The organism is Pontibacter sp. GD7 (genome assembly GCF_058216375.1).
The window spans coordinates 87,922-112,806 of sequence record NZ_JBYZMP010000010.1 but is presented as its reverse complement, the minus strand read 5'-3'; the positions used below and the strand labels follow the sequence as shown (position 1 = coordinate 112,806).

Annotated in this window: 26 protein-coding genes; 14 read left to right on the top strand and 12 right to left on the bottom strand. The window is 46.2% G+C overall.

The window, feature by feature from the left end; all coding sequences use genetic code 11:
- Positions 1-90: 90 nt before the first annotated feature.
- The 4 genes from AC4BAP_RS15305 to AC4BAP_RS15290 all read right to left on the bottom strand — a co-directional run bounded on the left by AC4BAP_RS15305 (position 91) and on the right by AC4BAP_RS15290 (position 3,843).
- Positions 91-861: an alpha/beta fold hydrolase gene (locus AC4BAP_RS15305; RefSeq protein WP_490583541.1), complete on the bottom strand. Its 771-nt coding sequence runs from the start codon at positions 859-861 to the stop codon at positions 91-93.
- 48 nt (positions 862-909) lie between these two features.
- Positions 910-1,956: a selenide, water dikinase SelD gene (selD, locus tag AC4BAP_RS15300; RefSeq protein ID WP_490583540.1), complete on the bottom strand. Its 1,047-nt coding sequence runs from the start codon at positions 1,954-1,956 to the stop codon at positions 910-912.
- 5 nt (positions 1,957-1,961) lie between these two features.
- The gene (mnmH, locus tag AC4BAP_RS15295) at positions 1,962-2,990 is read right to left on the bottom strand and encodes a tRNA 2-selenouridine(34) synthase MnmH (RefSeq protein WP_490583539.1); all 1,029 of its coding nucleotides are present in this window, start codon (positions 2,988-2,990) and stop codon (positions 1,962-1,964) included.
- A gap of 139 nt (positions 2,991-3,129) precedes the next feature.
- On the bottom strand, positions 3,130-3,843 hold the full coding sequence (locus AC4BAP_RS15290; protein ID WP_490583538.1) for a pyridoxine 5'-phosphate synthase: 714 nt from the start codon (positions 3,841-3,843) through the stop codon (positions 3,130-3,132).
- A gap of 176 nt (positions 3,844-4,019) precedes the next feature.
- Here AC4BAP_RS15290 and AC4BAP_RS15285 point away from each other — a divergent pair, with 176 nt between their 5' ends.
- The 14 genes from AC4BAP_RS15285 (at position 4,020) to AC4BAP_RS15220 (ending at position 17,362) form a co-directional block, all read left to right on the top strand.
- On the top strand, positions 4,020-4,481 hold the full coding sequence (locus tag AC4BAP_RS15285; protein ID WP_490583537.1) for a GatB/YqeY domain-containing protein: 462 nt from the start codon (positions 4,020-4,022) through the stop codon (positions 4,479-4,481).
- A 147-nt stretch (positions 4,482-4,628) separates the two neighbouring features.
- Positions 4,629-5,147, top strand: coding sequence for a CvpA family protein (locus AC4BAP_RS15280; RefSeq protein ID WP_490583536.1), 519 nt, complete (start codon positions 4,629-4,631; stop codon positions 5,145-5,147).
- A 166-nt stretch (positions 5,148-5,313) separates the two neighbouring features.
- Complete coding sequence (locus AC4BAP_RS15275) at positions 5,314-5,883, top strand: anthranilate synthase component II (RefSeq protein WP_490583535.1); 570 nt, start codon at positions 5,314-5,316, stop codon at positions 5,881-5,883.
- A 49-nt stretch (positions 5,884-5,932) separates the two neighbouring features.
- Entirely contained in the window at positions 5,933-6,709 is a 777-nt protein-coding gene (locus AC4BAP_RS15270; protein ID WP_490583534.1) for an alpha/beta fold hydrolase, read from the top strand.
- Positions 6,706-7,371, top strand: coding sequence for a CBS domain-containing protein (locus AC4BAP_RS15265; protein ID WP_490583533.1), 666 nt, complete (start codon positions 6,706-6,708; stop codon positions 7,369-7,371). Before AC4BAP_RS15270 ends, AC4BAP_RS15265 begins: the two co-directional genes overlap by 4 nt.
- Before the next feature lie 12 nt (positions 7,372-7,383).
- Positions 7,384-8,778, top strand: coding sequence for a BamA/TamA family outer membrane protein (locus AC4BAP_RS15260; protein ID WP_490583532.1), 1,395 nt, complete (start codon positions 7,384-7,386; stop codon positions 8,776-8,778).
- Between the two features lie 10 nt (positions 8,779-8,788).
- Positions 8,789-9,676 carry an NAD kinase gene (locus AC4BAP_RS15255; protein ID WP_490583531.1) on the top strand — a complete coding sequence of 296 codons (888 nt, stop codon included), beginning with the start codon at positions 8,789-8,791 and terminating at the stop codon, positions 9,674-9,676.
- 124 nt (positions 9,677-9,800) lie between these two features.
- Positions 9,801-10,805, top strand: a complete 1,005-nt coding sequence (locus AC4BAP_RS15250) for a DUF6089 family protein (RefSeq protein ID WP_490583530.1) — start codon at positions 9,801-9,803, stop codon at positions 10,803-10,805.
- Between the two features lie 48 nt (positions 10,806-10,853).
- Positions 10,854-11,624 carry a type IX secretion system protein PorG gene (gene porG, locus AC4BAP_RS15245; protein ID WP_490583529.1) on the top strand — a complete coding sequence of 257 codons (771 nt, stop codon included), beginning with the start codon at positions 10,854-10,856 and terminating at the stop codon, positions 11,622-11,624.
- 60 nt (positions 11,625-11,684) lie between these two features.
- Complete coding sequence (gene uppS / locus AC4BAP_RS15240; RefSeq protein WP_490583528.1) at positions 11,685-12,428, top strand: undecaprenyl pyrophosphate synthase; 744 nt, start codon at positions 11,685-11,687, stop codon at positions 12,426-12,428.
- A gap of 8 nt (positions 12,429-12,436) precedes the next feature.
- Entirely contained in the window at positions 12,437-14,920 is a 2,484-nt protein-coding gene (gene bamA, locus AC4BAP_RS15235) for an outer membrane protein assembly factor BamA (RefSeq protein WP_490583527.1), read from the top strand.
- 12 nt (positions 14,921-14,932) lie between these two features.
- Complete coding sequence (locus AC4BAP_RS15230; protein ID WP_490583526.1) at positions 14,933-15,589, top strand: OmpH/Skp family outer membrane protein; 657 nt, start codon at positions 14,933-14,935, stop codon at positions 15,587-15,589.
- 30 nt (positions 15,590-15,619) lie between these two features.
- Positions 15,620-16,237 carry an OmpH/Skp family outer membrane protein gene (locus AC4BAP_RS15225; RefSeq protein ID WP_490583525.1) on the top strand — a complete coding sequence of 206 codons (618 nt, stop codon included), beginning with the start codon at positions 15,620-15,622 and terminating at the stop codon, positions 16,235-16,237.
- Between the two features lie 93 nt (positions 16,238-16,330).
- Complete coding sequence (locus AC4BAP_RS15220; protein ID WP_490583524.1) at positions 16,331-17,362, top strand: RluA family pseudouridine synthase; 1,032 nt, start codon at positions 16,331-16,333, stop codon at positions 17,360-17,362.
- A 98-nt stretch (positions 17,363-17,460) separates the two neighbouring features.
- Here the strand turns inward: AC4BAP_RS15220 and AC4BAP_RS15215 are convergent, their stop codons facing one another.
- From AC4BAP_RS15215 to AC4BAP_RS15180, 8 genes are all read right to left on the bottom strand, one after another.
- Complete coding sequence (locus AC4BAP_RS15215; protein ID WP_490583523.1) at positions 17,461-19,059, bottom strand: tetratricopeptide repeat protein; 1,599 nt, start codon at positions 19,057-19,059, stop codon at positions 17,461-17,463.
- 46 nt (positions 19,060-19,105) lie between these two features.
- Positions 19,106-20,053 (bottom strand): PstS family phosphate ABC transporter substrate-binding protein, encoded by a 948-nt coding sequence (locus tag AC4BAP_RS15210; RefSeq protein WP_490583522.1) that lies wholly within the window; start codon positions 20,051-20,053, stop codon positions 19,106-19,108.
- Entirely contained in the window at positions 20,043-20,264 is a 222-nt protein-coding gene (locus AC4BAP_RS15205; protein ID WP_490583521.1) for a hypothetical protein, read from the bottom strand. Before AC4BAP_RS15205 ends, AC4BAP_RS15210 begins: the two co-directional genes overlap by 11 nt.
- Before the next feature lie 156 nt (positions 20,265-20,420).
- Positions 20,421-21,245 carry an energy transducer TonB gene (locus tag AC4BAP_RS15200; RefSeq protein WP_490583520.1) on the bottom strand — a complete coding sequence of 275 codons (825 nt, stop codon included), beginning with the start codon at positions 21,243-21,245 and terminating at the stop codon, positions 20,421-20,423.
- A gap of 767 nt (positions 21,246-22,012) precedes the next feature.
- On the bottom strand, positions 22,013-22,834 hold the full coding sequence (locus AC4BAP_RS15195; RefSeq protein ID WP_490583519.1) for an energy transducer TonB: 822 nt from the start codon (positions 22,832-22,834) through the stop codon (positions 22,013-22,015).
- 2 nt (positions 22,835-22,836) lie between these two features.
- Positions 22,837-23,364, bottom strand: a complete 528-nt coding sequence (locus AC4BAP_RS15190; protein WP_490583518.1) for an ExbD/TolR family protein — start codon at positions 23,362-23,364, stop codon at positions 22,837-22,839.
- A gap of 16 nt (positions 23,365-23,380) precedes the next feature.
- The gene (locus AC4BAP_RS15185) at positions 23,381-23,992 is read right to left on the bottom strand and encodes an ExbD/TolR family protein (protein WP_490583517.1); all 612 of its coding nucleotides are present in this window, start codon (positions 23,990-23,992) and stop codon (positions 23,381-23,383) included.
- A 20-nt stretch (positions 23,993-24,012) separates the two neighbouring features.
- On the bottom strand, positions 24,013-24,885 hold the full coding sequence (locus AC4BAP_RS15180; protein ID WP_490583516.1) for a MotA/TolQ/ExbB proton channel family protein: 873 nt from the start codon (positions 24,883-24,885) through the stop codon (positions 24,013-24,015).

Below are 24,885 nucleotides of genomic sequence, written 5' to 3'. Positions count from 1 at the left end.
CAGATTATAGTATCCGTTATCTCAGTAAAAGCATAGTTTTCAGCCAAGACAAAATCCTATAAATCAATAAAATCTCCTTAATCACCGGTCCTAGTCGATTTGCAAAAACCTTGTAACAAGGTCGTATACTTCGTCGGGGGCTTCGGCGTGTACCCAGTGGCCGGCTTGTGGTATTGTTTCTACCTCAACCATGGTAAACAGATGCTCTATGCAGCCATAAATATCCTCTTGCTTAATGTAACCTGACTTACCGCCTTTTATAAACAGGGCATGTTTCTTAAAAGGAATATCCGCTGAGATGCCTTCGGCAATGTGGTCGTAATTGTTCCGGATGGCCTCCAGGTTCATGCGCCAGCCAAAGGTGTTGTCCTCCTTGCGGTACAGGTTCTTCATCAGGAACAGGCGCACATCACTCTCAGGTATACTTTTAGCCAGTTGCTCGTCAATCTCGCCACGGCTGGTTGCCTTACTCAGGTCTACTGATTCCAGCGCCTCAATTATATCATCGTGATGTGGCGGGTATGCTTTTGGGGCAATATCTACTACAATAAGCTTGGTAAGGCGAGTAGGGTATTTAAGTGCATACTTCATGGCAACCTTCCCACCCATCGAGTGGCCCATTATGGCAGGTGTGGATATGCCCAGTTCATCTACTAAGCGCAGCACATCGTCGGCCATTACATCATAATTGTGCTCCTCGTCGTGCGGCGAGCGGCCGTGGTTGCGCAGGTCTACCAGAAAAACGTTGTAATGCTCTGCCAGTCGTTTGGCCAGCGTTGCCCAGTTATCCAATGTGCCGAACAAGCCGTGCAAAATCAGCAGCGGCTGGCCGTGGCCCATTTCCTTAAAGTGTAGTTTCATTTATGTCGGTTAACAATTAGCAATAAACAGTTATCAGTCTACGGAAGTCTAAACCACTCGGATTAATTTGCTTTGTGGCTCGGTTAATACTCCAAGCGGCTCCAGCTGCAAGCCATAGTTTTCAAACAGCTGCAAAACTTCCTCACGACCAGCCGGATCAACTGCCACCAATAAACCGCCGCTGGTTTGCGGGTCGCAGAGCAGGTGCTTTTGGTCCGGGGTAAGGTCGGCGAGTTTGTGGCCGTAGCTGTCGAAGTTGCGGTGTGTGCCGCCAGGTATGGCTTTTTGCGCCAGGTACTCCAGGGCCTCTGGTATCACGGGCACTTTATCGAAGTATACTTCCGCACTCAGGTTACTGCCCTCGCACATTTCCGAAAGGTGGCCCATCAATCCGAAACCAGTTACATCGGTCATTGCCTTTACCTGTGATAGTTGACCCAGCTCTGCGCCAACTTTATTCAGCTGCATCATCTGGTTAGGTGCCAGGTGCACGTGTTCTGGTTTTAGTAAGCCTTTTTTCTGAGCCGTGGTAAGGATGCCTACCCCAAGCGGCTTGGTTAAGTATAGCTCACAGCCGGCGGTGGCGGTATCGTTACGTTTCAGGTTCGGGATGTCGAGCATGCCGGTTACTGCCAAACCAAAAATAGGCTCAGGACTGTCGATGCTGTGGCCTCCGGCCAGCGGTATGCCTGCTTCGTGGCAAATGCTGCGGCTGCCCTCAATCACCAGTTTGGCAACTTCGGGTGCCAGCTTATCAACAGGCCAGCCCAATACGGCAATTGCCATCATAGGAGTGCCGCCCATAGCATAGATGTCTGAGATGGCATTAGCCGATGCGATGCGTCCAAAGTCGTAAGCATCATCCACAATCGGCATAAAAAAATCAGTGGTGCTGATCACGGCGCGGTTGTTCCCGATATCGTACACAGCGGCATCGTCGCGGGAGCTGTTGCCTACCAGCAGCCGTTTCTCTTCGGGGTAATGCACATCGGAGTGCAGAATGGCATCGAGCACTTTAGGCGATATTTTGCAACCGCAGCCAGCGCCGTGGCTGTACTGGGTAAGTTTTATACTTTGAGTGGATGTCTCTTCCATGGTGTTTAGATCAGTTGATGTTGTTTAGCGAATGCCAGCACTTTGGCAGCGTTTTCTTCTGGGTTTATAACTGTGAGCTCCAACTGCAGTACGCGCTGTTTTTTTGCGAGGTCAAAAGTATAGGCTTTGTCGTAATAGGAGAGGGCAATGCTTACCATCTTTTCCATATCATCGTTTTCGATCGCAGCCAATGCCTCTTTTGTGGCCAGGCCTCCGAGGCGTTTCTTTATCTTAAGTATGGCAGCGGCAAGTATACTTTTATCGGTGCGGCAATACTCTTCGGTTAGCTTTTGCACGCGCAGTTGTTGCGGCACTTGCAGTACTATAGTAGGAGCTAGCTGCATCTGGTCGAAAAACGGTTTAGGCAACTGCGCTCTGCCAATGCTTATACTTTCGTCTTCCAGCCACACAGGTTTGCTTTGGTCAAGCTTAAGCAGCTCCGTGCCGAGCAGGTTCTCGAAGTGCTCAGTGGTGGGCTGCGGGGCCATGCCTATACTTCCGAAGGCAGAGCCTTTGTGGCTGGCAAGCTTCTCCAGGTCAATCACCTGCTGGTTTTGCTCCTGTAAGTAAGGTAGGAGGTCGGTTTTGCCGCTGCCGGTAAAGCCGCTAAGTATAAGTAGCTTTTGCTCTTTCTCGAACTGGTGATGTAAGTGTTGCCGGTATGCCTTGTAACCGCCTTGCAGCAGGTTTACCTTAAACCCTGAGAAGCTTAGCAGCCAGGCCATAGCCCCACTGCGCATGCCACCACGCCAGCAATGCAACAGCACTTCCTTCTCAGGAGCCAGTTCTGTTGCCTGCTTCACAAACCCCGACATCTTAGGCCCAAACAAATCCAGACCAATCAATACAGCCGGATCGTGACCCTGGTGCTTGTATGCGGTACCTACCGTGGCACGTTCTTCATCCGAAAAAATAGGAAAACTCTGTGCTACTGGGATGTGCCCTACCTCATACTCTTTGGGTGCACGGGCATCCAGCACAGGCAACCGCTCTGCCAGCTTCAGAAACTCTTCTATGGTAATTGAATTGATCAAAGGAGGTTATTTGTTTCTGAGAATATACTTGTCATTCAAAGTGTAACCCACCCCTGCGCCCCTCCCAAGAGGGGAATATTCGCGTAATTGTAATTCCCCTCCTCGGAGGGGTAGGGGTGGGTATTGCAAAGTATAAGAGCTACCTTAGCTGGTCCAGATAAAGTTGTATAGTTTTCTCCAAGCCAAAGTATAAGGCATCGCAAACCAAAGCGTGACCAATGCTTACTTCCAGCAGCCCCGGCAGTGTGTCATGCAGGTACTTCAGATTATCCAGGTCAAGGTCGTGGCCCGCGTTGAGGCCAATGCCAAGTTCCTGCGCTTTTCTGGCTGTGGCTAAGTATGGGGCTATGGCCTGCTCGCGGTTGCTGTGGTAGTTGGTGGCGTAGGCCTCTGTGTAAAGCTCCACTCTGTCGGTGCCTACCAGCTTGGCTCCCTCTATCATACTCTCCATTGGGTCAACGAAGATGGAGGTGCGGATACCCAACTCTTTCAACTCACCGATCACATCTGTTAAAAAATCTTTGTGCCTAATCGTATCCCAGCCGGCGTTTGAGGTAATGGCATCGGGTGCATCGGGTACCAGGGTTGCCTGCTCCGGGCGTATCTCTTTTACCAGCTTCAGGAAATCCGGGGTAGGGTTGCCTTCTATGTTAAATTCTGTGGTTACTACCTCTTTCAGGTCATACACATCGCGGTAACGGATATGGCGTTCGTCGGGGCGGGGGTGCACGGTAATGCCCTGCGCACCGAAGCGCTCACAGTCCTTTGCGGCCTGCACCACGTTTGGCCTGTCGCCGCCACGTGCATTACGCAGGGTGGCAATTTTGTTTATATTTACGCTCAGTTTGGTCATGTTGCTTATTTTGTAGCCTTATGCAGGCTTTTTTCGTCATACAAGTATAGAAGCTAAAATTAATGGAAATTTGGTTAAGATGTTAACCTATACACATCCCCGGATTACCGTATAAGCAACACACAATTATTTTTATAGCAGATTCTCAATAGTATAAGTATAAACTCATAAAAACTATGTCATTAAAAGAACGGGTTGATGCCGACATTAAACAAGCTATGCTGGCTAAAGATAAAGCACGCCTGCAGGCCCTTAGAAGTATAAAATCCCTGATTTTGCTTGCCGAAACAGAAAAAGGAGGAACAGAAGGCATAAGCCAGGATGCTGAAATGAAACTGCTGACCAAAGCGGCCAAGCAGCGCCGCGAGTCGGCTGAGCTATATGCCAAGCAGGGCCGCACTGACCTGGAAGACATCGAAGTAGCAGAGCTGCGTGTAATCGAAGAATACCTGCCAAAGCAACTCGATGAAGGCGACCTGCGTGTGCGCCTGGTAGAGATCATCCAGCGTGTGGGTGCCACCGGACCATCGGATATTGGTAAAGTGATGGGGGTAGCCTCTAAAGAACTAGCTGGCCAAGCCGACGGTCGCGCTATTTCCACGGCTGTGGGTGAGCTGCTGAACAACACTGATTTTTAAGCGGTTTACGGGTGGGCTGTGCCGGAGCCAGATGCTTTAAAGTAAAATTATTTTACAGCTTTTGCGCTTAATTAGCTAAATTAGATGCCGCAGTGTTGCAACACAGATTGTAGCGCTGCGGCATTTATACTTTATAGTTTTTCACCCTTGAGCACGTTTGATTTTTTTCTGGCGCTGCCCATACTTTGGGGCGCGTTCCAGGGTTTCCGGAAAGGTTTACTGTTAGAGTTGGTGTCGCTGGTGGCACTGGTGCTGGCCATACTTGGCGGCCTGAAACTGCTGGATGCGGCCTTGCCTGTAATGGAAGGCTTTATCGGTGATGTGCATGGCTTGTTACCTTACGTTACCTTCCTGGTGGTGTTCGTGGGTATTATCCTGCTCATCCATTTAGGGGGCATCATCCTAAAAAAAGTCATCGACTTCACGCCTTTCGGCCTGTTCGATAATGTACTGGGCAGTATTCTTGGCGCATTAAAATGGTGCGTAGCCCTCAGCCTGTTACTTTACGTTTCCGATATGGCTGGCATCAGCATCTCAAAGGACACTGCTGACGCTTCGATGGTGTACCCTGTCGTGCTAAAAACCACCCCCTACGCACTGGACATCCTAAGCTATGTGTTACCATTCGTAAAAGCACTGATCACTTCGCTTAAACAACACTTTTAGGATTTGAAAATGTGGAGATTTGGAAATTTGAAGATGAGGGAATATCTGACATAAAAAGCTTTAAAAATTATTGAAAGTTGGTCGTAAAGTATACCTAACAAGCATTTTCAAATTCTCGAATTTTTACATCTCCAAATTTTCTCATCTTCAAATTTCCAAATCAAAAATGCTCCTCCTCCTAGATAATTTTGACTCGTTTACCTACAACTTGGTAGATTACTTTGGGCAGGCTGGGGTGGAGGCGAAGGTGGTTCGGAATGATGTGCCGCTGGAGGAAATAAAACAGTTGCCGGTTACGGCTGTTGTGCTTTCGCCGGGGCCGGGCACGCCTGGGCAGGCAGGTAGTTTGATGGATGTGATCCATTATTACCACGAAAAGGTGCCAATGCTGGGAATCTGTTTGGGCCACCAGGCGCTTGGCGAATTTTTAGGAGCAAAGCTGGAGAAAGGTATCCGGCCCATGCATGGCAAGGTGTCGGAGATAATCTGTGAGCCGGATCCGATCTTTAAAGGTATACCCACTAAAACAGAGGTGGTTAGGTATCACTCGCTGGTGCTGCGCCACACCCCGGAAAGTATACTTCCGCTGGCGCATACTTCCGAAGGCGAACTGATGGCTTTCAGGCACAGAACGCTACCACTTTACGCGCTGCAGTTCCACCCGGAGGCCGCTCTGACGGCTTATGGTTTGCAGATGCTCAAAAATTGGGTTACTATTGCTAATATTGCAGATTAATTAACCGTATTGACGATAAAATACGTTTCTGTTACAAAGTATAGTTTACATGAATTTACAAATTAGAGAAGAGGCTGGATTTAAATATATAGACGAAGGCAATGGAGAGGTGATGGTGTTGCTGCACGGTTTGTTTGGTGCGCTTAGCAACTGGCATGGCGTGGTAGACCATTTCTCGAAGCATTACCGCGTGGTTATTCCGCTGATGCCGATCTATGAGATGTCGTTGCACAAGGCGGGTGTACCCGGGCTGGTGTCGTTTGTAGAGGATTTTGTAGACCATATGAACCTGACCGACATGACCCTGCTGGGCAACTCGCTGGGTGGCCACGTGGCACTGGTTTATACTTTGAAGAACGCCGACAAGGTAAAGCGCCTGGTATTAACTGGTAGCTCCGGCCTGTTCGAAGACTCGATGGGTGGCTCGTTTCCAAAGCGCGGCAACTACGACTACGTGAAAGAGCGCGTGGAGTATACTTTCTATAGCCCCGAGACAGCGACAAAAGAACTGGTGGACGAGGTGTTTGACATTACTAACAGCAATGCAAAGTGCCTGCGCATTATCGCTATTGCCAAATCGGCGCAGCGCCATAATATGGCCAAGGATATCACAAACATCAAGGTGCCTACGTTGTTAATATGGGGGTTGAACGACACAATTACCCCTCCGATGGTAGCTCATGAGTTTAACAGGCTGATCCCGAATTCAGAGTTATACTTTATCGATAAGTGCGGACATGCCCCTATGATGGAACATCCGGAGAAGTTTAACAGTATCTTAGATAAATTCTTAGCCAAAACACCCTTAACAGCCACCACTCCATGATCGCAGAAGAACTCATCAACCAAATGATCCCGCCGTTAAAGCCCTATGACTCGGTAGAGAAGGCTTTGCGCTGGATGGATGAGTTCCGTGTGAATGAATTGCCTGTGGTGAGCAACCGCAAGTATAAAGGGCTTGCCACTGAGCTGAAGTTAATAGAACTGCCTAACCGCACCCAGCAGCTAAAAGAACTGGAGCTTGAGTTCCCGGATGTGTTCGTGATGCACAACCAGCACTTTTACGATGTAATGGAGGCGGCCATTAAAAACAAGATCCAGGTGGTGCCCGTGCTGGACGAGGAGCACGACTACATGGGCATTATCACCATAAACGATACGCTTGCGGCTTTCGGGCAGATGTCGGCTTTGCAGGGGCAGGGAAGTATACTGGTGCTTTCGATGCCGGAGCGCGATTACTCGCTAAGCCAGATCAGCAGGCTGATTGAGGAGGAAAACAGCAAGATACTGAGTGCCTATGTGTCGCCGGATGAACTGGATCCTTACAAAATAAAGCTGACACTTAAGCTGAATACAACAGACCTTACCCGTATCATAGCCACCCTGGAGCGTTTCGAGTACCGCATTACAGCCCAGTTCAACGACACCTCAGACAGCGACATCGGCCGTGACCGCCTGGACATGCTGTTTAAATACCTGGATATTTAAAACTGCGCGTACATGATGCTGCGTGCACTCCTTATTGTCTTACTCTTAAGCTTACCCGGCATGGTGGCAGCGCAATCTGTACCCTGCGATACTCCCTTTGTAATAGTAGAAAGTATAAACCTGGTTGGCAACGAAACCACCAAAGACCAGGTCATGCTGATCGAGCTGACGTTCTCTCCAGGCGACACGCTGGTAACCGAAGATCTCCCTAAATTGCTGGAGGAGAACCGAAGGCGGCTTTTTAACCTGCGCCTGTTCAATAGCGTGGCTGTCGATTATACTTGTGGGGGTGGCTCGGTGCAGGTCAGTTATCGGGTGCAGGAACGTTTCTACCTTTACCCTATTCCCATACTTGACTTTGCCGATCGTAACTTTAACGCCTGGCTGGAGAAAAGAGACTGGAGCCGTATAGACTATGGCCTGAGCCTGGTGCGGCGCAACTTCAGGGGGCGCAACGAGGATGTGCGGGTTCGGGTGCAGCAGGGCTTTAACAAGCGCCTGGAACTGTCTTACCGGGTGCCATACATTATCCGGAAGTATAACCTTGGGGCCGACTTTGCAATATCAGACTACAGAAGCCGCGTCACGAGCTATACTAACTTTAATAACAAACAGCGTTTTGTTGAGCAGCAGGATGTATTGCCTATAAAGAGAAGCTCATTCGCAATGGGTATTGTACACAGGCAAAGCGTGCAAAGACAACAGGGGGTAAGGGTATCGTACCACAACGAGCAGATCTCCGATTCGGTGTCGCGCCTTAACCCGGACTTTTACCGCGATGCGCAGCAGGAGCGTCAATATATGCGCCTGGAACTCTATAAAGTCGTAAACCTGCGAAACAACTTTGTGTATCCTACCTCGGGTAGCTACTTTGAGGCTGGGGTGGCACAGACTTTCTTTATGAACGATACCGGCACACCGTTTACCACTGTCAGGGCAAAGTATGCGCATTACAGTAAATTGTCGGATAAGTATTTTTACATGGCAGGCGGCGAAGGGCAGTTACGGTTAGCAGGGGAGCATGCCTTTGCTGACAATATTGCTCTTGGCTACAGGTCTTATGTAAGGGGGTATGAACTGTACATTGTCGGCGGGCAGCATTATGGCCTTTTTAAGCAGAGCCTCACACGACAGCTTATTGACATTAAAAGTATAAAGCTTAAATTTATAGATAACCCAAAGTTTAATAATATACCTTTGTCGGTATACCTGAATGCCTTTACAGATGCAGGCTATGTGGTGGACAATGCGTTTGAGGAGGGAAACCCGCTAACCAATCGGTTTCTTGCGGGCGGTGGAGTGGGCTTACATGTTGTTACCTTTTACGACATGGTGCTGCGGGCAGAGTATACTATAAACCGCGAAGGAGACAGGGGTATTTACATCAGTACCCGAATACCTTTTTAAGTTCGACCCTATGAGAATAGCAATACTGGGAAAACCATTCAGCGACAATATTTCGCCTTTCATTCAAATGCTTTTCGATGAGCTGACCCGGCGTAAGGCAGAGTTATACCTGGTAGAGCATTTTTACCTGTATCTTAAAAACACCCTTAACCTGCCCACTGGCATACAGACCTTTACCCGCGGCGATAAACTGGAGGGCGTGGATGTGGTGCTGAGCATTGGCGGCGATGGCACGCTGCTGGATTCGGTGACGTATGTAGGTGCCCAGGAAATTCCTATACTAGGAATCAATACAGGTCGTTTAGGGTTTTTGGCCACCATCCCTTACGATAGTATAAACATTGCCCTGGACGCTTTGTACAAAGGACATTATACTTTAGATGACCGTGCATTGATACGGGTAGATTCCGATCAGGAGGTTTTTGACGGCATTAACTTCGGATTAAATGAGTTTAGCGTATTAAAGCGTGATACGTCGGCTATGATAGTGGTGCATACGTATATAGATGGTGAATATCTGAATTCGTACTGGGCTGACGGTCTTGTGGTCGCCACCCCTACAGGATCAACCGGCTACTCGTTAAGTTGTGGCGGGCCATTAGTGCTTCCGCAGACTAACAATTTTGTGATATCGCCCGTATGTCCCCATAACCTTAACGTGCGCCCAATGATCGTGTCTGATCGCAGCGTTATTTCCTTTGAGGTAGAGGGAAGGAGCAGTGGTTATCTGGCCTCTTTGGATTCCAGGTCTACGCCGGTAGACATGTCGGTACAACTGGCAGTGAGGAGAGAGAATTTCGTGGCAAGGCTGGTAAAGCTTAACCACGTTAACTTTCTGTCCACGCTTCGCAGCAAATTGAACTGGGGACTTGATAAAAGAAATATACTCTTAAAGTAATTATATTAAATATATCAAATATGATTTCTTTAATAGGCTTAAATAACTATTTTTGTCTTTGCTAGAGTGAAATTGGGGTAAGTGTTTGTTTCAGCGAATCTCCATCCATAAGAAATACTTAGATATGAGAAAATTTTGTACCCTGGTACTGCTGCTTATTTTCACGATCACCTTGGTAGCTACCGAGGCAGATGCACAGCGATTTACACAAAGAAAAAGGTATGGGTCTGTAGGTTTGAGCCTGGGTGCCATGAACTACTTTGGCGATATTGTACCAGAGCCAGACTTTACCAGCTTACGATTTAAGTCAACGCGTCCGAATGTAGGCATCAGCTATACTTATAGGTATTTTCCGAGAATCTCTGTGAGAGGCGCGCTGCACTGGGGGCGTATTATGGGTGATGACATGCTGAGCGCTTCACAGAATGAGGCGGAGAACATTGGCCGTTTTAAGCGTAACCTTTCTTTCCGAAACGATATCAAAGAACTTAGCGGGGTAGTTATTGTAGACTTGTTCGAAAACCGCCAGACGTATCGCCGCCGTCCTGACTTCGTGCCTTATGGCTTTGTAGGTATCGCTGTTTTCCACCACAACCCGAAGGCTTATTATGAAAGAGGTACATACTTTGCCGAAGGACAGGGTACATTAAACCCGGCCAATGATATCCCTACTGGATGGTATGAGTTGCAACCGCTTGGCACCGCCGGTCAGTATGCGGATGGAGATTATCCTGATCCCTATAAGCGCGTAGGCATTGCTATACCTTTTGGATTAGGCGTGCGTTATAAGCTGGACAGAAACTGGGACCTAAACCTGGAACTGGGCTGGAGAAAAACCTTCACGGATTATCTGGATGACTCTAGCGGTGGCTATGCTAACAAAGATGATATTTTAGCCGGTGGTGGCAGTAACCCTAAAGCTGCGGCCCTGCTATCCGATAGAAGCGCGGGCAGTGGTTTTAACACTGTGCCGGACCCTAACGGCACACCTTATGCAATTGTGCCGGGCTATGGTAACATCCGCAACCAGCGCAGAGGCAACGATGCTGACGACGATTGGTATATCACCAGCAATCTAACTATCAGCTACATCCTTTCTCCAAGAATTAGAAGTCCGAAGTTTAGATAATAGAAAGAGCAGTTGATCGTTCTTTACTAAACTCCGTAATAGATTTTCATGGCTTTAAGAATATCAAGACAAGTACTCCTTATTTGTGCCTTACTGCAAATAGGGAGTCTTTTTTTTACTCCATCGGCAAGTGGGCAGTCACAGGTTACTACCAGTGAGATAGGGATTGGCATAGGTGGTGCAAACTACAAAGGAGAACTGTCGCCGAATTACCGTTTTCTGAACAACCAACCAGCCATAACCGCTTTTTACCGCAGGGATATCTCAAGCCCGATAACAGCGAGAGGCGGTATTATGCTGAGTCACCGCATTATTGACAGCAACACCTTTAGTGATGCAGCCTACGATCTGCCGCTTCATAACTGGCGACAGACCGAAGCCCGTATAAGCCTGGCAGAACTGTCTGTTGTTGGGGAGTATAACTTCCTGGACTATTATGACCTGAGCCAGAAGATCCGCATTTCGCCATACTTTTTTGCCGGTGTGGCAGGCTTGGTTTACAACATTAAGGTTAATACAGATAACCCTGACCTGGAACCCATACTTGATAAACCATACGAAACGAATGTGGCTGTGTCGATACCTTTTGGGGTAGGGGTGAAGTATGCGCTAAGTAAACACTGGAACCTGGGGCTTGAGTTTGGTGCCCGAAAACTGATCATGGACCGCCTCGACAATGTATTTGAGATAGACGGCAAGCGCCTGGCCAACCCTTACGATAACGACTGGTATTATTACAATGGTGTAAGCCTTTCGTACACCATTTACCGGGTTAATTGCCCACCTCCTTACAAAAACAAACCGGGAATATTAGATTAGAAAGTTAATGTTTCACAAATTTGCCCTGCATTTTGTATCTTGCAAGGAAAATTTGCTTTAATGAATCTTAAAGAGAAAGTTGACTTGAACAATTTACCCAGCCACATTGCCGTTATTATGGACGGAAATGGGCGCTGGGCTAAAAAGCGGGGAGGTTTGCGTATATTTGGTCATCAGAGTGCCATTACAGCAGTGCGTGAAACTGTGGAGGCCGCGGCCGAGTTAGGCGTGAAATACTTGACACTCTATGCTTTCTCAACCGAGAATTGGAATAGGCCGGCCACAGAGGTCAGTGCTTTAATGCAGCTGCTGGTGTCTACTATCCGAAAAGAGACCGCTACCCTTAACAAAAACAATATCCGCTTACAAACAATAGGGAACACTGCCAGCTTGCCGGCATCTTGTCAGAAGGAACTGATGGAGGCAATGGAGCTGACAAAGCAAAACACCCGCATGACGCTGGTGCTTGCTTTAAGCTACAGCGGCCGCTGGGATATAACGCAAGCGGTGCAACGTTTGTCTGTTGAGGTGGGTCGTGGTAGTATAAAGCCTGAGGAAATTACGGAAGCCACAGTAGCGGATTTTCTGTCTACGGCCGGCATGCCGGACCCGGAGTTGCTTATACGTACAAGCGGCGAGCAGCGCATCAGCAATTTTTTGCTGTGGCAAATGGCTTACACAGAACTATATATTACAGAGTTGCTTTGGCCTGATTTCAGGAAAGAGCACCTTTATGAAGCAATTATTTCTTATCAGCGCCGTGAGCGCAGGTTCGGAAAAACTAGTGAACAACTAACCAAGTGAGAATATTAATGGTAAGATGCATCTGGGTGCTTGTGTTACTGCTGACGGCAGGCACAACTTCAGCCCAAATCCTGAACAACCCTTCGCAAACAACCCCTATTGATTACGCGCAGCCACGGCAGTATACTATTGCAGATATATCTGTAACAGGAGCAAACTTTCTGGTGCCTTCTGCCCTTGTGTCCATCACGGGCCTGAAGGTAGGAGACGAGATCACGGTTCCAGGTGAGGATATTAGCCGTGCCATCCAGAAACTATGGGAGCAGGGTATACTTGGCGACGTAGAGGTATTTGTTACTAAAATTGAAGGCAACCGTATCTGGTTAAACTTCAGCCTGACGGAGCGCCCAAGGCTTGCTGATTTTACATTTTCAGGTATCAGCAAATCGCAGGCAGATGCCTTAAAGGGCAAAGTACCGTTGCAAAAGGGTAAGATCGTAACAGACGCAGTACTGAACAGTACCCGCAACGTTATCCGAAAGTATTATAATGAGAAAAGCTTCCTTAACGCGAAGGTAAATATCGTACAGCGTCCGTCGGCTTCATTGCCAAATAGCGTGGTGCTGGATATAGCCATTGACAAAGGCGATAAGGTAAAGATCGGTGAGATTGACATTGTGGGTAACGAGGCATTCTCTGATGCCAAGTTGCAGCGCCAGTTAAAGAAAACAAAAGAGAAAAAGTTCTATAAGATCTTCACGTCCTCTAAGTATCAGAAGTCTGAGTATGAAAACGACAAAGACCTTCTGATCAACTTCTATAACAAAGAGGGCTACCGCGATGCTACCATCGTTTCTGATTCTGTATACAGGATAAGCGATGACAGACTGGGTATCCGGATCGTGGTGGATGAGGGCACACGTTACTACTTCCGAAACATTACCTGGAAGGGTAACTACCTGTACGACGATTCTTACCTGACACAGGTGCTGGGCATCGAAAAAGGAGATGTATACAACCAGGAGGAATTAGAGAAACGACTGAACTATAACCCAACCAGGGGCATAGATGTGTCAGGGCTTTATCAGAACGATGGCTACCTGTTCTCCAGCATAGAGCCTGTTGAAGTGGCAATCATCGGCGACTCTATTGACCTGGAGATGCGTGTGTTTGAAGGTCCGCAGGCTACAATTAACAAGATCACGGTTACCGGTAATGATAAAACGAGTGACCATGTTATACTTCGTGAACTACGCACCCTGCCTGGCCAGAAGTATAGCCGTGACGCCTTGATCCGTTCTCGCAATGAATTGGCTGCCCTCGGATACTTTGACCCGGAGCAGATTGGCATGGTACCGGTGCCTAACCAGGCAGATGGTACAGTAGACATTAACTATAGTGTGGTTGAGAGACCAAACGACCAGATAAGCCTTTCAGGTGGTTGGGGTGGCCCGATCGGTGCCGTGGGTACCGTTGGACTTACGCTTAACAACTTCTCTACCCGTAAGCTATTCGACTTATCGGAGTGGAGGCCAATACCGAGCGGAGACGGACAGCGTTTATCGCTTAACGTGCAGGCAAATGGTAAATATTATCAGTCTTATTCGTTATCCTTTACAGAGCCATGGTTGGGTGGGCGTAAGCGTAACTCATTTACAACTAGCTTATTTAAAACAGTTAGAAGGTTCCCTGGTGATGCTGACCAGCGCTTGAACGTAGATGGTGGATCTATCAGCTTAGGCCGACGCCTGAACTGGCCGGATGACTTCTTCTACATGAACCACTCGCTGTCTTATAACCGCTATAACCTGAACAATTACCCATTATTCCAGGGTTTTGATAATGGTACATCAAACAGTATCTCATTTGTAAATACCATAGGCCGTAGCAGTGTAGATAACCCAACGTTCCCACGCAGTGGTTCATCCATCTCGTTAAGTGTAAACCTGACCCCGCCATACTCACTGTTCTCTGACAGAAAAGATCAGTTTGAGTTTATCGAGTTTAACAAGTTCATGTTCGATGCCTCATACTTTATAAATCTGGCAGGGAATTTGGTACTGAATACAAGAGCACACTTTGGATTCCTGGGTACATATAGCCCCGAAGAATCGATCGGTCCGTTTGAGCGCTTTAAGCTAGGCGGCTCTGGTTTAGGTGGCGGTAACATTTTCGTGGGTACCGAGTACATCGGTCTGCGTGGATATGATGAGGATAGAGGTGGTGTTATTAATAACGATGAACCATTGCTTCGTTCTGCCGGTGGTGTTGCTTTTGATAAATTTGTGCTGGAGGCACGTTATCTGATTTCTCCTAACCCGGCTGCCACGATCTATGGTCTGGCGTTTTTGGAGGCTGGTAACAACTTTGGCTCTTACGAAAGATTTAATCCGTTTAAGCTGTACCGCTCTACGGGTGTGGGTGCCAGAATATTCATGGCTGCCTTTGGTATGCTGGGCTTCGACTATGGTTGGAGACTGGATACACTGCCAGGTGGCGAGAACGATAAGCGTGGTATGTTCCACTTTATCATCGGGCAGCAGATACGCTAAAATTGAATTAGTATGAAAAAGTTTTTGTTCATCTTTTTAACTGGCTTTTTGCTGGCGCATGTTTCGCAAGCTCAGAAGTTTGGTTATATTGACTCAAATTTTATTCTGAGTAAGATGCCGGCCTATAACAAGGTGCAGCAGGAGATGGACAAATATGCTGAGGCCTGGCAGAAGGAAATAGAAGGTTTGCAACAGCAGGTTGACAAGCTGAAACAAGATTACAAGGCTGAAGAGGTGCTCCTGACAGAGGAGATGAAAAAGAAACGCCAGGCTGAAATAGCCAAAAAAGAAAACGAGCTGCGCGATTACCAGCGCAAGGTTTTTGGTTATGAGGGCATGATGTTTAAGCGCAGGCAGGAGCTGATGCGCCCTATTCAGGATGAGGTTTTCACAGCTGTAGAGAAAGTATCCAAAGCGAAAGGCCTTCAGATTATGTTTGATAAGTCCGGTGACCTTGTGATGATCTATACTAACCCTGTGCATGACTACACAGAGTATGTTTTAGAGGAACTCGGGTTAGCTTCTGAAAGGCAAAACACGCCGGGTAAACGCCCTGCTGTAAACAATGCTGATAAACCGGATGATCTGCCGGAAACAAATGAGCAGGAAAGCCAGCCACAGAATACTAATAACACAAAGCCGGCTCCTAAAAAGAAGTCAAAAAACTAGAAACTGAATATTATTTTAATTAACCAACCAATGATGAACAAAATCAAAACCCTAGTAGTAGCGTTCTTACTGATCAGCTTTGCGTCTTTTGCACAAAGCAACGACCAGCCACTTAAGATTGGTTATACTAATGTAGAATACATCCTTTTACAGTTGCCTGAGAGCAAGCAAATAGAGTCTGAGCTAAAGACTCACAGCACACAGTTGGAAAATCAGCTGAAAGGCAAATACAATGAGTATGAAGCAAAGCTTCAGGCATATGAGAAAGGTGCAGCTACAATGGACAAAACAATCCGTGAGGACAAGGAAAAAGAGTTGATGAACCTTAACAACTCAATCCAGGAGTTCCAGCGTAATGCACAGATGTCTTTACAGCAGAAAGAGAAGTCTTTGGTTGATCCTGTAATTACTAAGATTGACAAGGCGATCAAAGATGTAGCGAAAGAGAATGGCTATACTTATGTTTTCAGCAACCAGGCATTGCTTGCTGGTCCGGAAGACGGCGATATCTCTCCGCTTGTGTTAAAGAAGCTAGGCGTTGACCCTGCAAAAGCACAGCAGAAACCAGAGCCGGCTGCTGCTAAGCCTGCTGCAACTACTACTCCTGCTAAATCTGCTACAAAGTCACCAGTTAAGAAGAAAAACTAGTAACAAGTAGTTAACTCATATTTTCTATAGTTCAGAAAGCCGAAGTGTACACCTCGGCTTTCTTTTTTATTGTACCCAAAGTATAAATTACCCGTGGTTGATTATCTAGATCAGGAAGAGACGGCAGAAGACTCTGATGAGTTGTATGAGCATCATCGGATTGTTGTAGACAAGAAGCAGACCTTGTTGCGAATTGATAAATTCTTGATGGACAGGTTGCCGAATGTAACCCGTAATAAGCTTCAGGGCGCCATCAAGTCTGAAGCGGTGCAGGTAAACCAGAAGCCAGTTAAAGTAAGCTATAAGGTAAAGCCAAACGACGTTATTACCATTACCCTAGCAGAGCCACCCCGCGATACCGACATCGTACCGGAGAATATCCCACTGAACATACTTTACGAGGATAACGAACTGCTGCTTGTAAACAAGCCTGCCGGCATGGTAGTGCACCCGGCCTATAACAACTGGAATGGTACGTTGGTTAATGCCCTGGTCTATCATCTTCAAAACCTTCCTACCACCCAAAATGGAGAGGGGAGACCTGGGCTTGTGCATAGAATTGACAAGGATACGTCAGGGCTTCTGGTTATTGCCAAAACCGACTATAGTATGGCATACCTTGCCAAGCAGTTTTACGACCACTCTATAGAGCGAACTTACTATGCCTTGGTATGGGGTAACCTAAAGGAGGATGCCGGTACCATTACGGGCCACGTAGGCCGCAGCGCGAAGGACAGAAAGGTGATGACAGTTTATCCGGAAGGAGAGTATGGAAAGCATGCTGTAACGCATTACAAAGTGCTACGCAGGTATAAGTATGTTACTTTGGTACAGTGTAATTTAGAAACCGGTAGAACGCACCAGATTCGGGCACACATGAAGTACATAGGCCACCCGCTTTTCTCGGATGCAACCTATGGTGGCGATAAGATTTTAGTGGGTACACCTAATGGCTCCTATAAAGCCTTTGTAGAGAATGCCTTTAAGATTATGCCAAGGCAGGCTTTGCACGCAAAATCATTGGGTTTTGTGCACCCTGTTACGAAGGAATTTTTGCAGTTCAATTCAGAGCTGCCTGATGATTTCAAGCAGGTTCTTGAGAAATGGGAACTCCACGCTGAGTAGTATACATATCACTTCTAGTTCTAAAAGTCTTAACAAAGTATAAAACAAAAGCGCCCGCTCAATTGAGCGGGCGCTTTTGTTTATGTTATTGCTGCTAATTACTTTTTCTTCTTAGCAGTCTTATTAATCTCTGTCAGGGCAGCCTCAGCCTGAGCATTGGCAGGGTCTAACTGCTTCACGATAGTGTAATGCTTAACGGCATTCTCACGGTCACCTTTCAGGTAGTAGTAGTAGCCAAGGTAAGTGTTTGCCTCAACCAGCTCTTTCTTATACTTCTCGGTTTCGTTACCAGCCTGCTTAACAAACTCCTCATACATTGGCTTTGCTAAACCTTGCTCTGTTTCAGGGTCCTGGCTATAAAGCGCGCGTGCTCTCCACAGGTAAGCATAAGGGTAAGTCGGGTTGCTCTCAGTGATCTTAGCATAAGTCTCCTCAGCTTTCTTGAAGTCCTCAGCCATCATGTAGATATTACCCATGTGGTAATAATCTGTGTTAGAAACGCCGTGCTTATCCTGCTTCTGCTTGTAAACAGCAACTGCCTTGTCAAACTGCTTTTCTTTAGCGTAAAGGTTCGCCAGGTCAGTGTAAAGCTCAACCTTCGAAGAGTCCATAGAGATCGCCTTGTTCAGGTTCTCAATAGCTTTCTGGTTCTGGTTGTTTCTGCTCAGGATCTTGCCATAGTACTCGTAGTCACTGGCAATAAGTTTATTTTTATCAACCTTTGTAAGGTACGTGTTGATAGCCTCCAGTGCTTTCTCAGGCTTACCAAGCTCCAGGTATGAATATGCTCTTAAGCGGTTCATAACCGTGTTAGCCGGGTCTTTCTGTAGCACTTGCTCTACTTCTTTCAGTGTCTGATCGTAATTTTTAGTCAGGAACAGGAACGAAGCATACTTTGCACGGGTCTCTGGCGTTTTCTCAGCCATGTCTACATACTTCTGGAAAGTAGACAAGGCTTTGTCATACTGTCCTGCAAAGTAGTAAAGTTCGCCAAGGTCACGGTAAGCTGGAGCATAGTTCGGATCCAGTTCGATCGCTTTCTTGAACGCTTCCTCAGCCTCGTTGTAGTTACGTGAGCTAGTATAAAGCTGACCTCTTCTCAGGTATGCCTTCGGGTTTTTCTCATCCATCAGAACAGCTCTGTCATAAGCTGTCATGGCCTCACCACCTTTTTTCAGGGCCAGGTAAGCATCACCCATGATAATGCTTGCTTCCGCATTGTTCTTATCACGGTCAATTGCCTGCTTCAGGTACTCAATACCTTTATTTATTTCAGCTTCAGTAGCATTAGGTGCTTTAACATACGCCTCACCGATCTCAGTCAACACATAAGAGTCTTTTTTGCCTTTTTTCATGGCTGCTTTAAAGTGCTCTTCTGCTTTTGCCTTATTGCCGTTTTCCAGGGCAATTTTACCAAGGCCAACGTGCGCGATTGATGATTTTGAGTTTTTAGCTAATGCCTGATTAAAATAAAATGCAGCTGAATCTGCCTTTTCTGTCTTTAGGTAAATATCACCGATTGCATAATAAGCCTTGTCAGCATCTTTAGAGCCTAATTGAGACTTATAAATCGATTTTGCTTCTTCATAGCGCTCTAGGTCAACAGCTTTTTGTCCTGCACCACCTGATTGTGCGAACGCTGCAGTTGCAGGAAAGGCTGCCGCCATAAGGGCGATATACTTCCAATTTTTCGTCATTGTAATTTAGGTTTAGTTGTTTCTGTATTTGTTTGTAATAGGGCTATTAATTTCTTAAGCCAACCACTCGTACCGGCATTGTAGCGGGCACCAGCCCCGACTTAAGCATGATCCTTTGGCCTTTGTCTCCCGCAACATAGGATGCAAATCCTGTGCCAAGACCTGTACGGCCCTCAGTGCTAATGATATACAGGTAGCGGCGCAGCGGATATTCACCTTGAGCGATATATGCCTGGTATGGTTTATAATAACTGTCTTTTGTGAATGGGGCAGGATCGCGGCTTACGCCTACTACATTTACCTTATCCATAAAACCAATAACCGCAGAATCGTCGAAGTCGCTTATCCAGTTTACTCCAATCACACCAATTGCATTCTCATTCTGATTCACATAGTCTATTAAGGCTTCGTGAGAGTTTGAGGCAAACGTGTTTGGGGGTAGTGGCTGTCCTGCTATCAGGGAGTCGCGTACATAACGTGCTGTGCTGGAGTTATTGTTGTCGAATACTATTGTGATGTCACCGAGTTTTGAGTTTTCACTAATCTGTTTCCAGGTTTTGGTTTTACCTGAAAAGATATTTTTTAATTCATCAACAGTTAACAACGTGTCTTTATTGTTCTTATTAACAATTAATGCAACAGCATCTATGGCTATTTTTGTTTCGCGTGGCACTAATTTCCTTTTTTCAAAGATTGCTTTCTCTTCCGCATTAAGTATGCGCGACAATACCACAACCCTTACACTATCATTGATGAGGTCATTTACAACCTGCCCCTCTGGCTTATAAGCAGCTGTGATGTCAGCATACTTATAAATACCCTCAAATGTGTCTATCTGAGATGCCATGATAGGCTGGAAGGACTCATCCACACTAATTTTTATACTTCCTGTGGTTGGTGTGTCCAACTCTTTTTTCGGGTCATTGCCTCCGCATGAAAAGAACAATGGCGTGAATAATACTCCTAAAAGTATTTTGGTGATGCTACTCTTCATCCCTGTCTCTCTTTGATTTTTTGTTTAACTGGTAAACACGTACAAATCGTGCTGCCCCATATAAAATCAATATACCTCCCAATACCATTCTAACCTCATTCGAAATATCCAGGTTCAGTTGATCTTTGTCTATGGCGATCAAGAAGATGCCCAGTCCGACGTAGAGCAGTGTCATTAGCAGGCTGAATATGCGCACGAATCGCTGTGCCATATTAGCAGGTTTGTTTTGGCGAGGTCTTAGCATTATTTTTTTGCTAAAGTTTTTGTTTAACCCTTAAAATTAACGTTTGTGTATTAAAAAAGAAAGCAGAAGCCTGCATTATAGATATAGACTTCTGCTTTACTTTTTTGTTTCAACAGTTTATTCTCATCTCATACTAAATCTGATAGGGAGTGTGTATCTAACCGGCACCGGTTTTCCGTTTTGTTTGCCGGGTTTCCATTTCGGCATGCTGCTTACCACTCTTACAGCTTCTTCATCCATGCCATACCCTAGTCCTTTTACTACTTGCGCGTCTTTTATCTCACCGTTTGGGGCAACCACAAAAGTAACGACAACCAGGCCCTGAATGTTTTCTCTTTGGGCTGCTGCAGGGTATTTGATCTTTTTACCAATGTACTGCAGCATAGCTTTTTCGCCGCCGTCAAATTCAGGCATTTCCTCTGCAAAATTAAATATTGCAGGTGTCGCTTCCTCTTTGGTCCCTGTTCCTTCGTCAACCCCTTCTATACCTTCCAGATCGGGAGTGAGCTGAGCTATGCCTTCTATTCTCTCCTTGCCAAAAGCTGCATTTTTGAGGTCTTCCTGGTTTGCTAATGTCTTCTCTGGTACTTCTGCATTATCTGAAACAACTTTAGGTTCAGCGTATACTTCCGTTTTAACCTTTGACTCAGCTTTTGCAGCCGGCTGTTCCATTATCTGAGGTTGCTCTATTACCGGGATGATCTGGTCTATAACTATTATGCCACCGTTATCTTTTAAGGTTGTCTGGTTTGATTTTCTATCCGGAAAATATTTTTCTTTGATAAGGGGGCTAAGTATAGAGCTTGCAAAAAGTATTATAGCACATGCAGCTGCAACTTTTATATTGCGTTCGTATTGGGTTCTTAATTCATAGGCTCCATAACCTTTGTTTCTGTCTTTGAAGATTACCTCATTGAAGGTGTTGCTCAGATAATAACTCTTTTCCATGGCGTTGATCCTTTAAGTGTTTTACTTGATATGGTTAAATCGCAGGTTTAAAATCTCTGCCGTTTTTTTACCAAGTTTACGCCTTCAATCTTCGCCTTTCTGCTCAGATTAGGATTTGAGGACACTCATTACCGGATTTGAGAGTTATTTTTGTTTTTTTGAACAGTTAGTTTAACGCTTCGACCTACCTACCCCTGAAGCGCTGCGTTCGGCAACTCAAAACGCTTGTTTTTGAGTATTCCAGAGGAGTGTAATCGGGAACAATTGTAATATCCCTACCCCCTTCAAAGGCAGGGTTGTTTCATTATATTTTTGCTGGCGCGGATCTGTGATCCGTGACTTGTTATACCGTTGGATTTGCAATCCAACTGGGCCAGAGGCCCAGCTATAGCAGGTCACGAGCGAGGACGCTCGCGCCATAATCATGTAATCTGCTAGAATGAAACGGACCTGTCTTCAAAGCGGGATACTTGATTAGGAATTATTTCCTACTGTTTTGGGGGACAGAGGTCTGGGGTGAGGTAAAACTCCCCTCCTTGGCCAAGGAGGGGCAGGGGTGGTTTGACCCGGAAGTGTGAAAATTCCCCTCTGGGGGTAGGGGACCTCTTTAATGAGAGGGGTGCAGGGGTAAGTTTACTCCTGCCAGGTTTATCATATATCGCAACTTTAGTTACTTAATCTAAAGTTATTTGAAGTATAAGTCCTTATAAACAAGAAGGCCAGCCGAATTTCGGCTGGCCTTCTTGTTTATAAGGACTTGTAAGTGCTTATTTAATCGTGAATCGTACTGGTAGCGTGTAACGTACTGGTACTGCTCTACCGTTCTGCTTACCTGGAGTCCACTTAGGCATTGTTTTCACAACGCGCATCGCTTCTTCGTCGGTACCAGCACCCAGGTTTTTCACAACCTGAATCTCTGAGATCTCACCGGTTTTGCTAACTACGAAAGATAGAACTACCAGACCTTCAACGCCTGCACGCTGTGCAGCAGCCGGGTAGCGGATGTTCTTAGCCAGGTACTTTAGCATTTCAGTTTCACCACCTGGGAAAGATGGCATCTGCTCTACGTAAGTATAAGGCTTTTCCTCTACTACTTCAGCAACTACGTCGCTGGTTCCGTCGATATTACCAAGATCAAGTGGTGCACCTTTTACACCTTCTACTGTCTTCGTTCCGATATCAACATCCTTCAGCTGCTCTACGTCAGGAATCTCTTCTTCTTGCCTCACCTCTTCGTCACGCTTTACTACAGGTGGAGTAAATTTCACCTGAGCACGTACTGGCGGTGGCGGCGGTGGAAGATCTGGCGGTGGCGGCGGTGGCGGTGCCTGCTCTTCCAATGGTGGTGGCGGTGCCAAGTCTACTTCCGTAATAATTCGCTCTACCACTTCTTCCTCATCATCTGATGCTAACATTCTGTTTATAAGCGGGATGCTGATGAACAGAAAGAATAAAATTGTAGCAATGATCGAGGCTCTTGTGATATGCTTATTATACAGTCTGCGAAGTAAGTATGCACCATACGCCTTATTACGTCCTTCAAAGACGATATCATCAAGCGATGCTTTTGCGAACTGACTTGCGTCCATATCTATTGTCCTGTTTTTTGCTGTACCAGTTGTTTGTCCGTGTCTGTAATGTCAACAAGGGCAAATTTCCTGGTATCTGTGATTTTCAACTCATCTAAAATATCCACCATATTCTTATAGCGGGAAGTCTCCATTGCTTTTACCAGCACAGTCATTTTCTCATTAGACTTAACGCGTGGCGATAAAAGCACTTTACGGATACCATTTGCAGAGTAATCTGACTCCAGTACTTCCGGGTTCTCAGCTGGGTCGCCAAGTCCGAAGTAGTAGTACAGGTTATCATCTTCTCCCAAAATGATAGTTAAAGCGTTACTAGCTTTAATAGGTATCTGATCTTCCGGAGTCTCCTCTTTCACAGGCATGTTAATTTCCATGGTCTGTGGCTTACTGAACGTAGTCGTAAGCATGAAGAACGTTAGTAGAAGAAAGGCAAGGTCTACCATTGGTGTCATGTCCAGGTGGACAGACATTTTCTTGGATCTTTTCTTCCCGCCTTTACCGGAGTCGGCTTTTTCTTGTATTTCTGCCATTTCTTATCTCCTTCTATTAAAGGTTAGTAGGTTTATTTTCCATGTCAGTGATCAGGTTAAATCTGTTGATCTTCCTGTCCTGCAATGTGTTAATCACCTTCTGAACCGTTTTATAGTTTACGTCCTGGTCACCTTTGATGGCGATAACCACCTTAGGATTTGTCAGTCGTGTCTGGTGTACCCAATCAGCTAACTCGTTGTTTGTAGAGTCAACCGGGATACCAGGCGCAGTCTTGTCAAACTTCTTACGGGCATCGGTTTCCATGGCTAAGTATGACTTAAGCCTGTTCATCGGTACACCGAAGTTTGTTAAGAGTGAGAAGGTTTCTGTTTCTGTTGGACTGAAACTAACACCGTATTTGCCCGCCATCTTGTTTAGCAGAGCTTCCTTTGTTTTTTTGCTGTCAACACCGAAGAACACACGGTCGTTTTTGTCAACCGTAATGATGATAACATCTGACTCCGGCAGTTTGATCTCAGAAACGGACGATGGAGTATCCACGATTACCGCCTCTTCAGGAGCAAACTGAGTTGTAAGCATAAAGAAAGTAACTAGCAAGAAGGCAAGGTCCACCATTGGTGTCATGTCCAACGTTGGTTTGGTCCTTTTTACTTTTACTTTAGGCATTTTCTTGTGTTAAGAGTCAATTAAACAGTTTGTGGTCTTACTGGAGTACCAGTTGTTTCGTGCTGAGCAGCGAAAGTAGAGATAATGCTGAAGCCAGCCTCATCAATGCTATAAGTTAACTCGTCGATTTTGCTAGTGAAATAGTTGTAAGCAACGATTGCAAGAGCAGAACCTGTAATACCAAGAGCCGTGTTGATCAAGGCCTCAGAGATACCATTTGAAAGGGCAGTAGCGTCTGGAGTACCTGCAGCAGCAAGAGCCGAGAACGCTTTAATCATACCAAGTACCGTACCGATAAGACCCACAAGCGTAGAGATCGAAGCGATAGTTGAGATAACAACCAGGTTTTTCTCAAGCATTGGTAACTCAAGAGCAGTAGACTCTTCAATTTCTTTCTGGATAGCAGCAACTTTCTCAGCTTTCAGAAGCTCAGGCTCGTTCTGCATTTCCTTATACTTAAGAAGACCAGCTTTTACTACGTTAGCAACAGAACCTTTCTGAGCGTCGCAGGCAGCGATAGCGCCGTTGATGTCACGCTGGTTAAGTTTTGCAGAGATGTTACGTACGAAAGCAGTAACGCTCTTAGTACCTTTTGCTTTGCTGATAGTCAACATACGCTCGATAGCGAAGATGAATACCATCAGTACAAGCGACATTAGGATAGGTACAACCCATCCACCTTTGTAAACGATGCCCAGGTAGTTTCCTGGAAGTGGGTGGTTCTCATTGCTTCCGCCTTCAAAGTTTGCCGGGTTACCCAAAACGAACATATAGATCAGAACGCAAACGAAAATTGCCAAAGGAATAACGATAGAAGCAAATAAAGAGCCACCAGTGCTGGCCTTAGTTTCTACATTAGCATTTTTGCTTACTACTGCAGTCTTTTTTTCCAT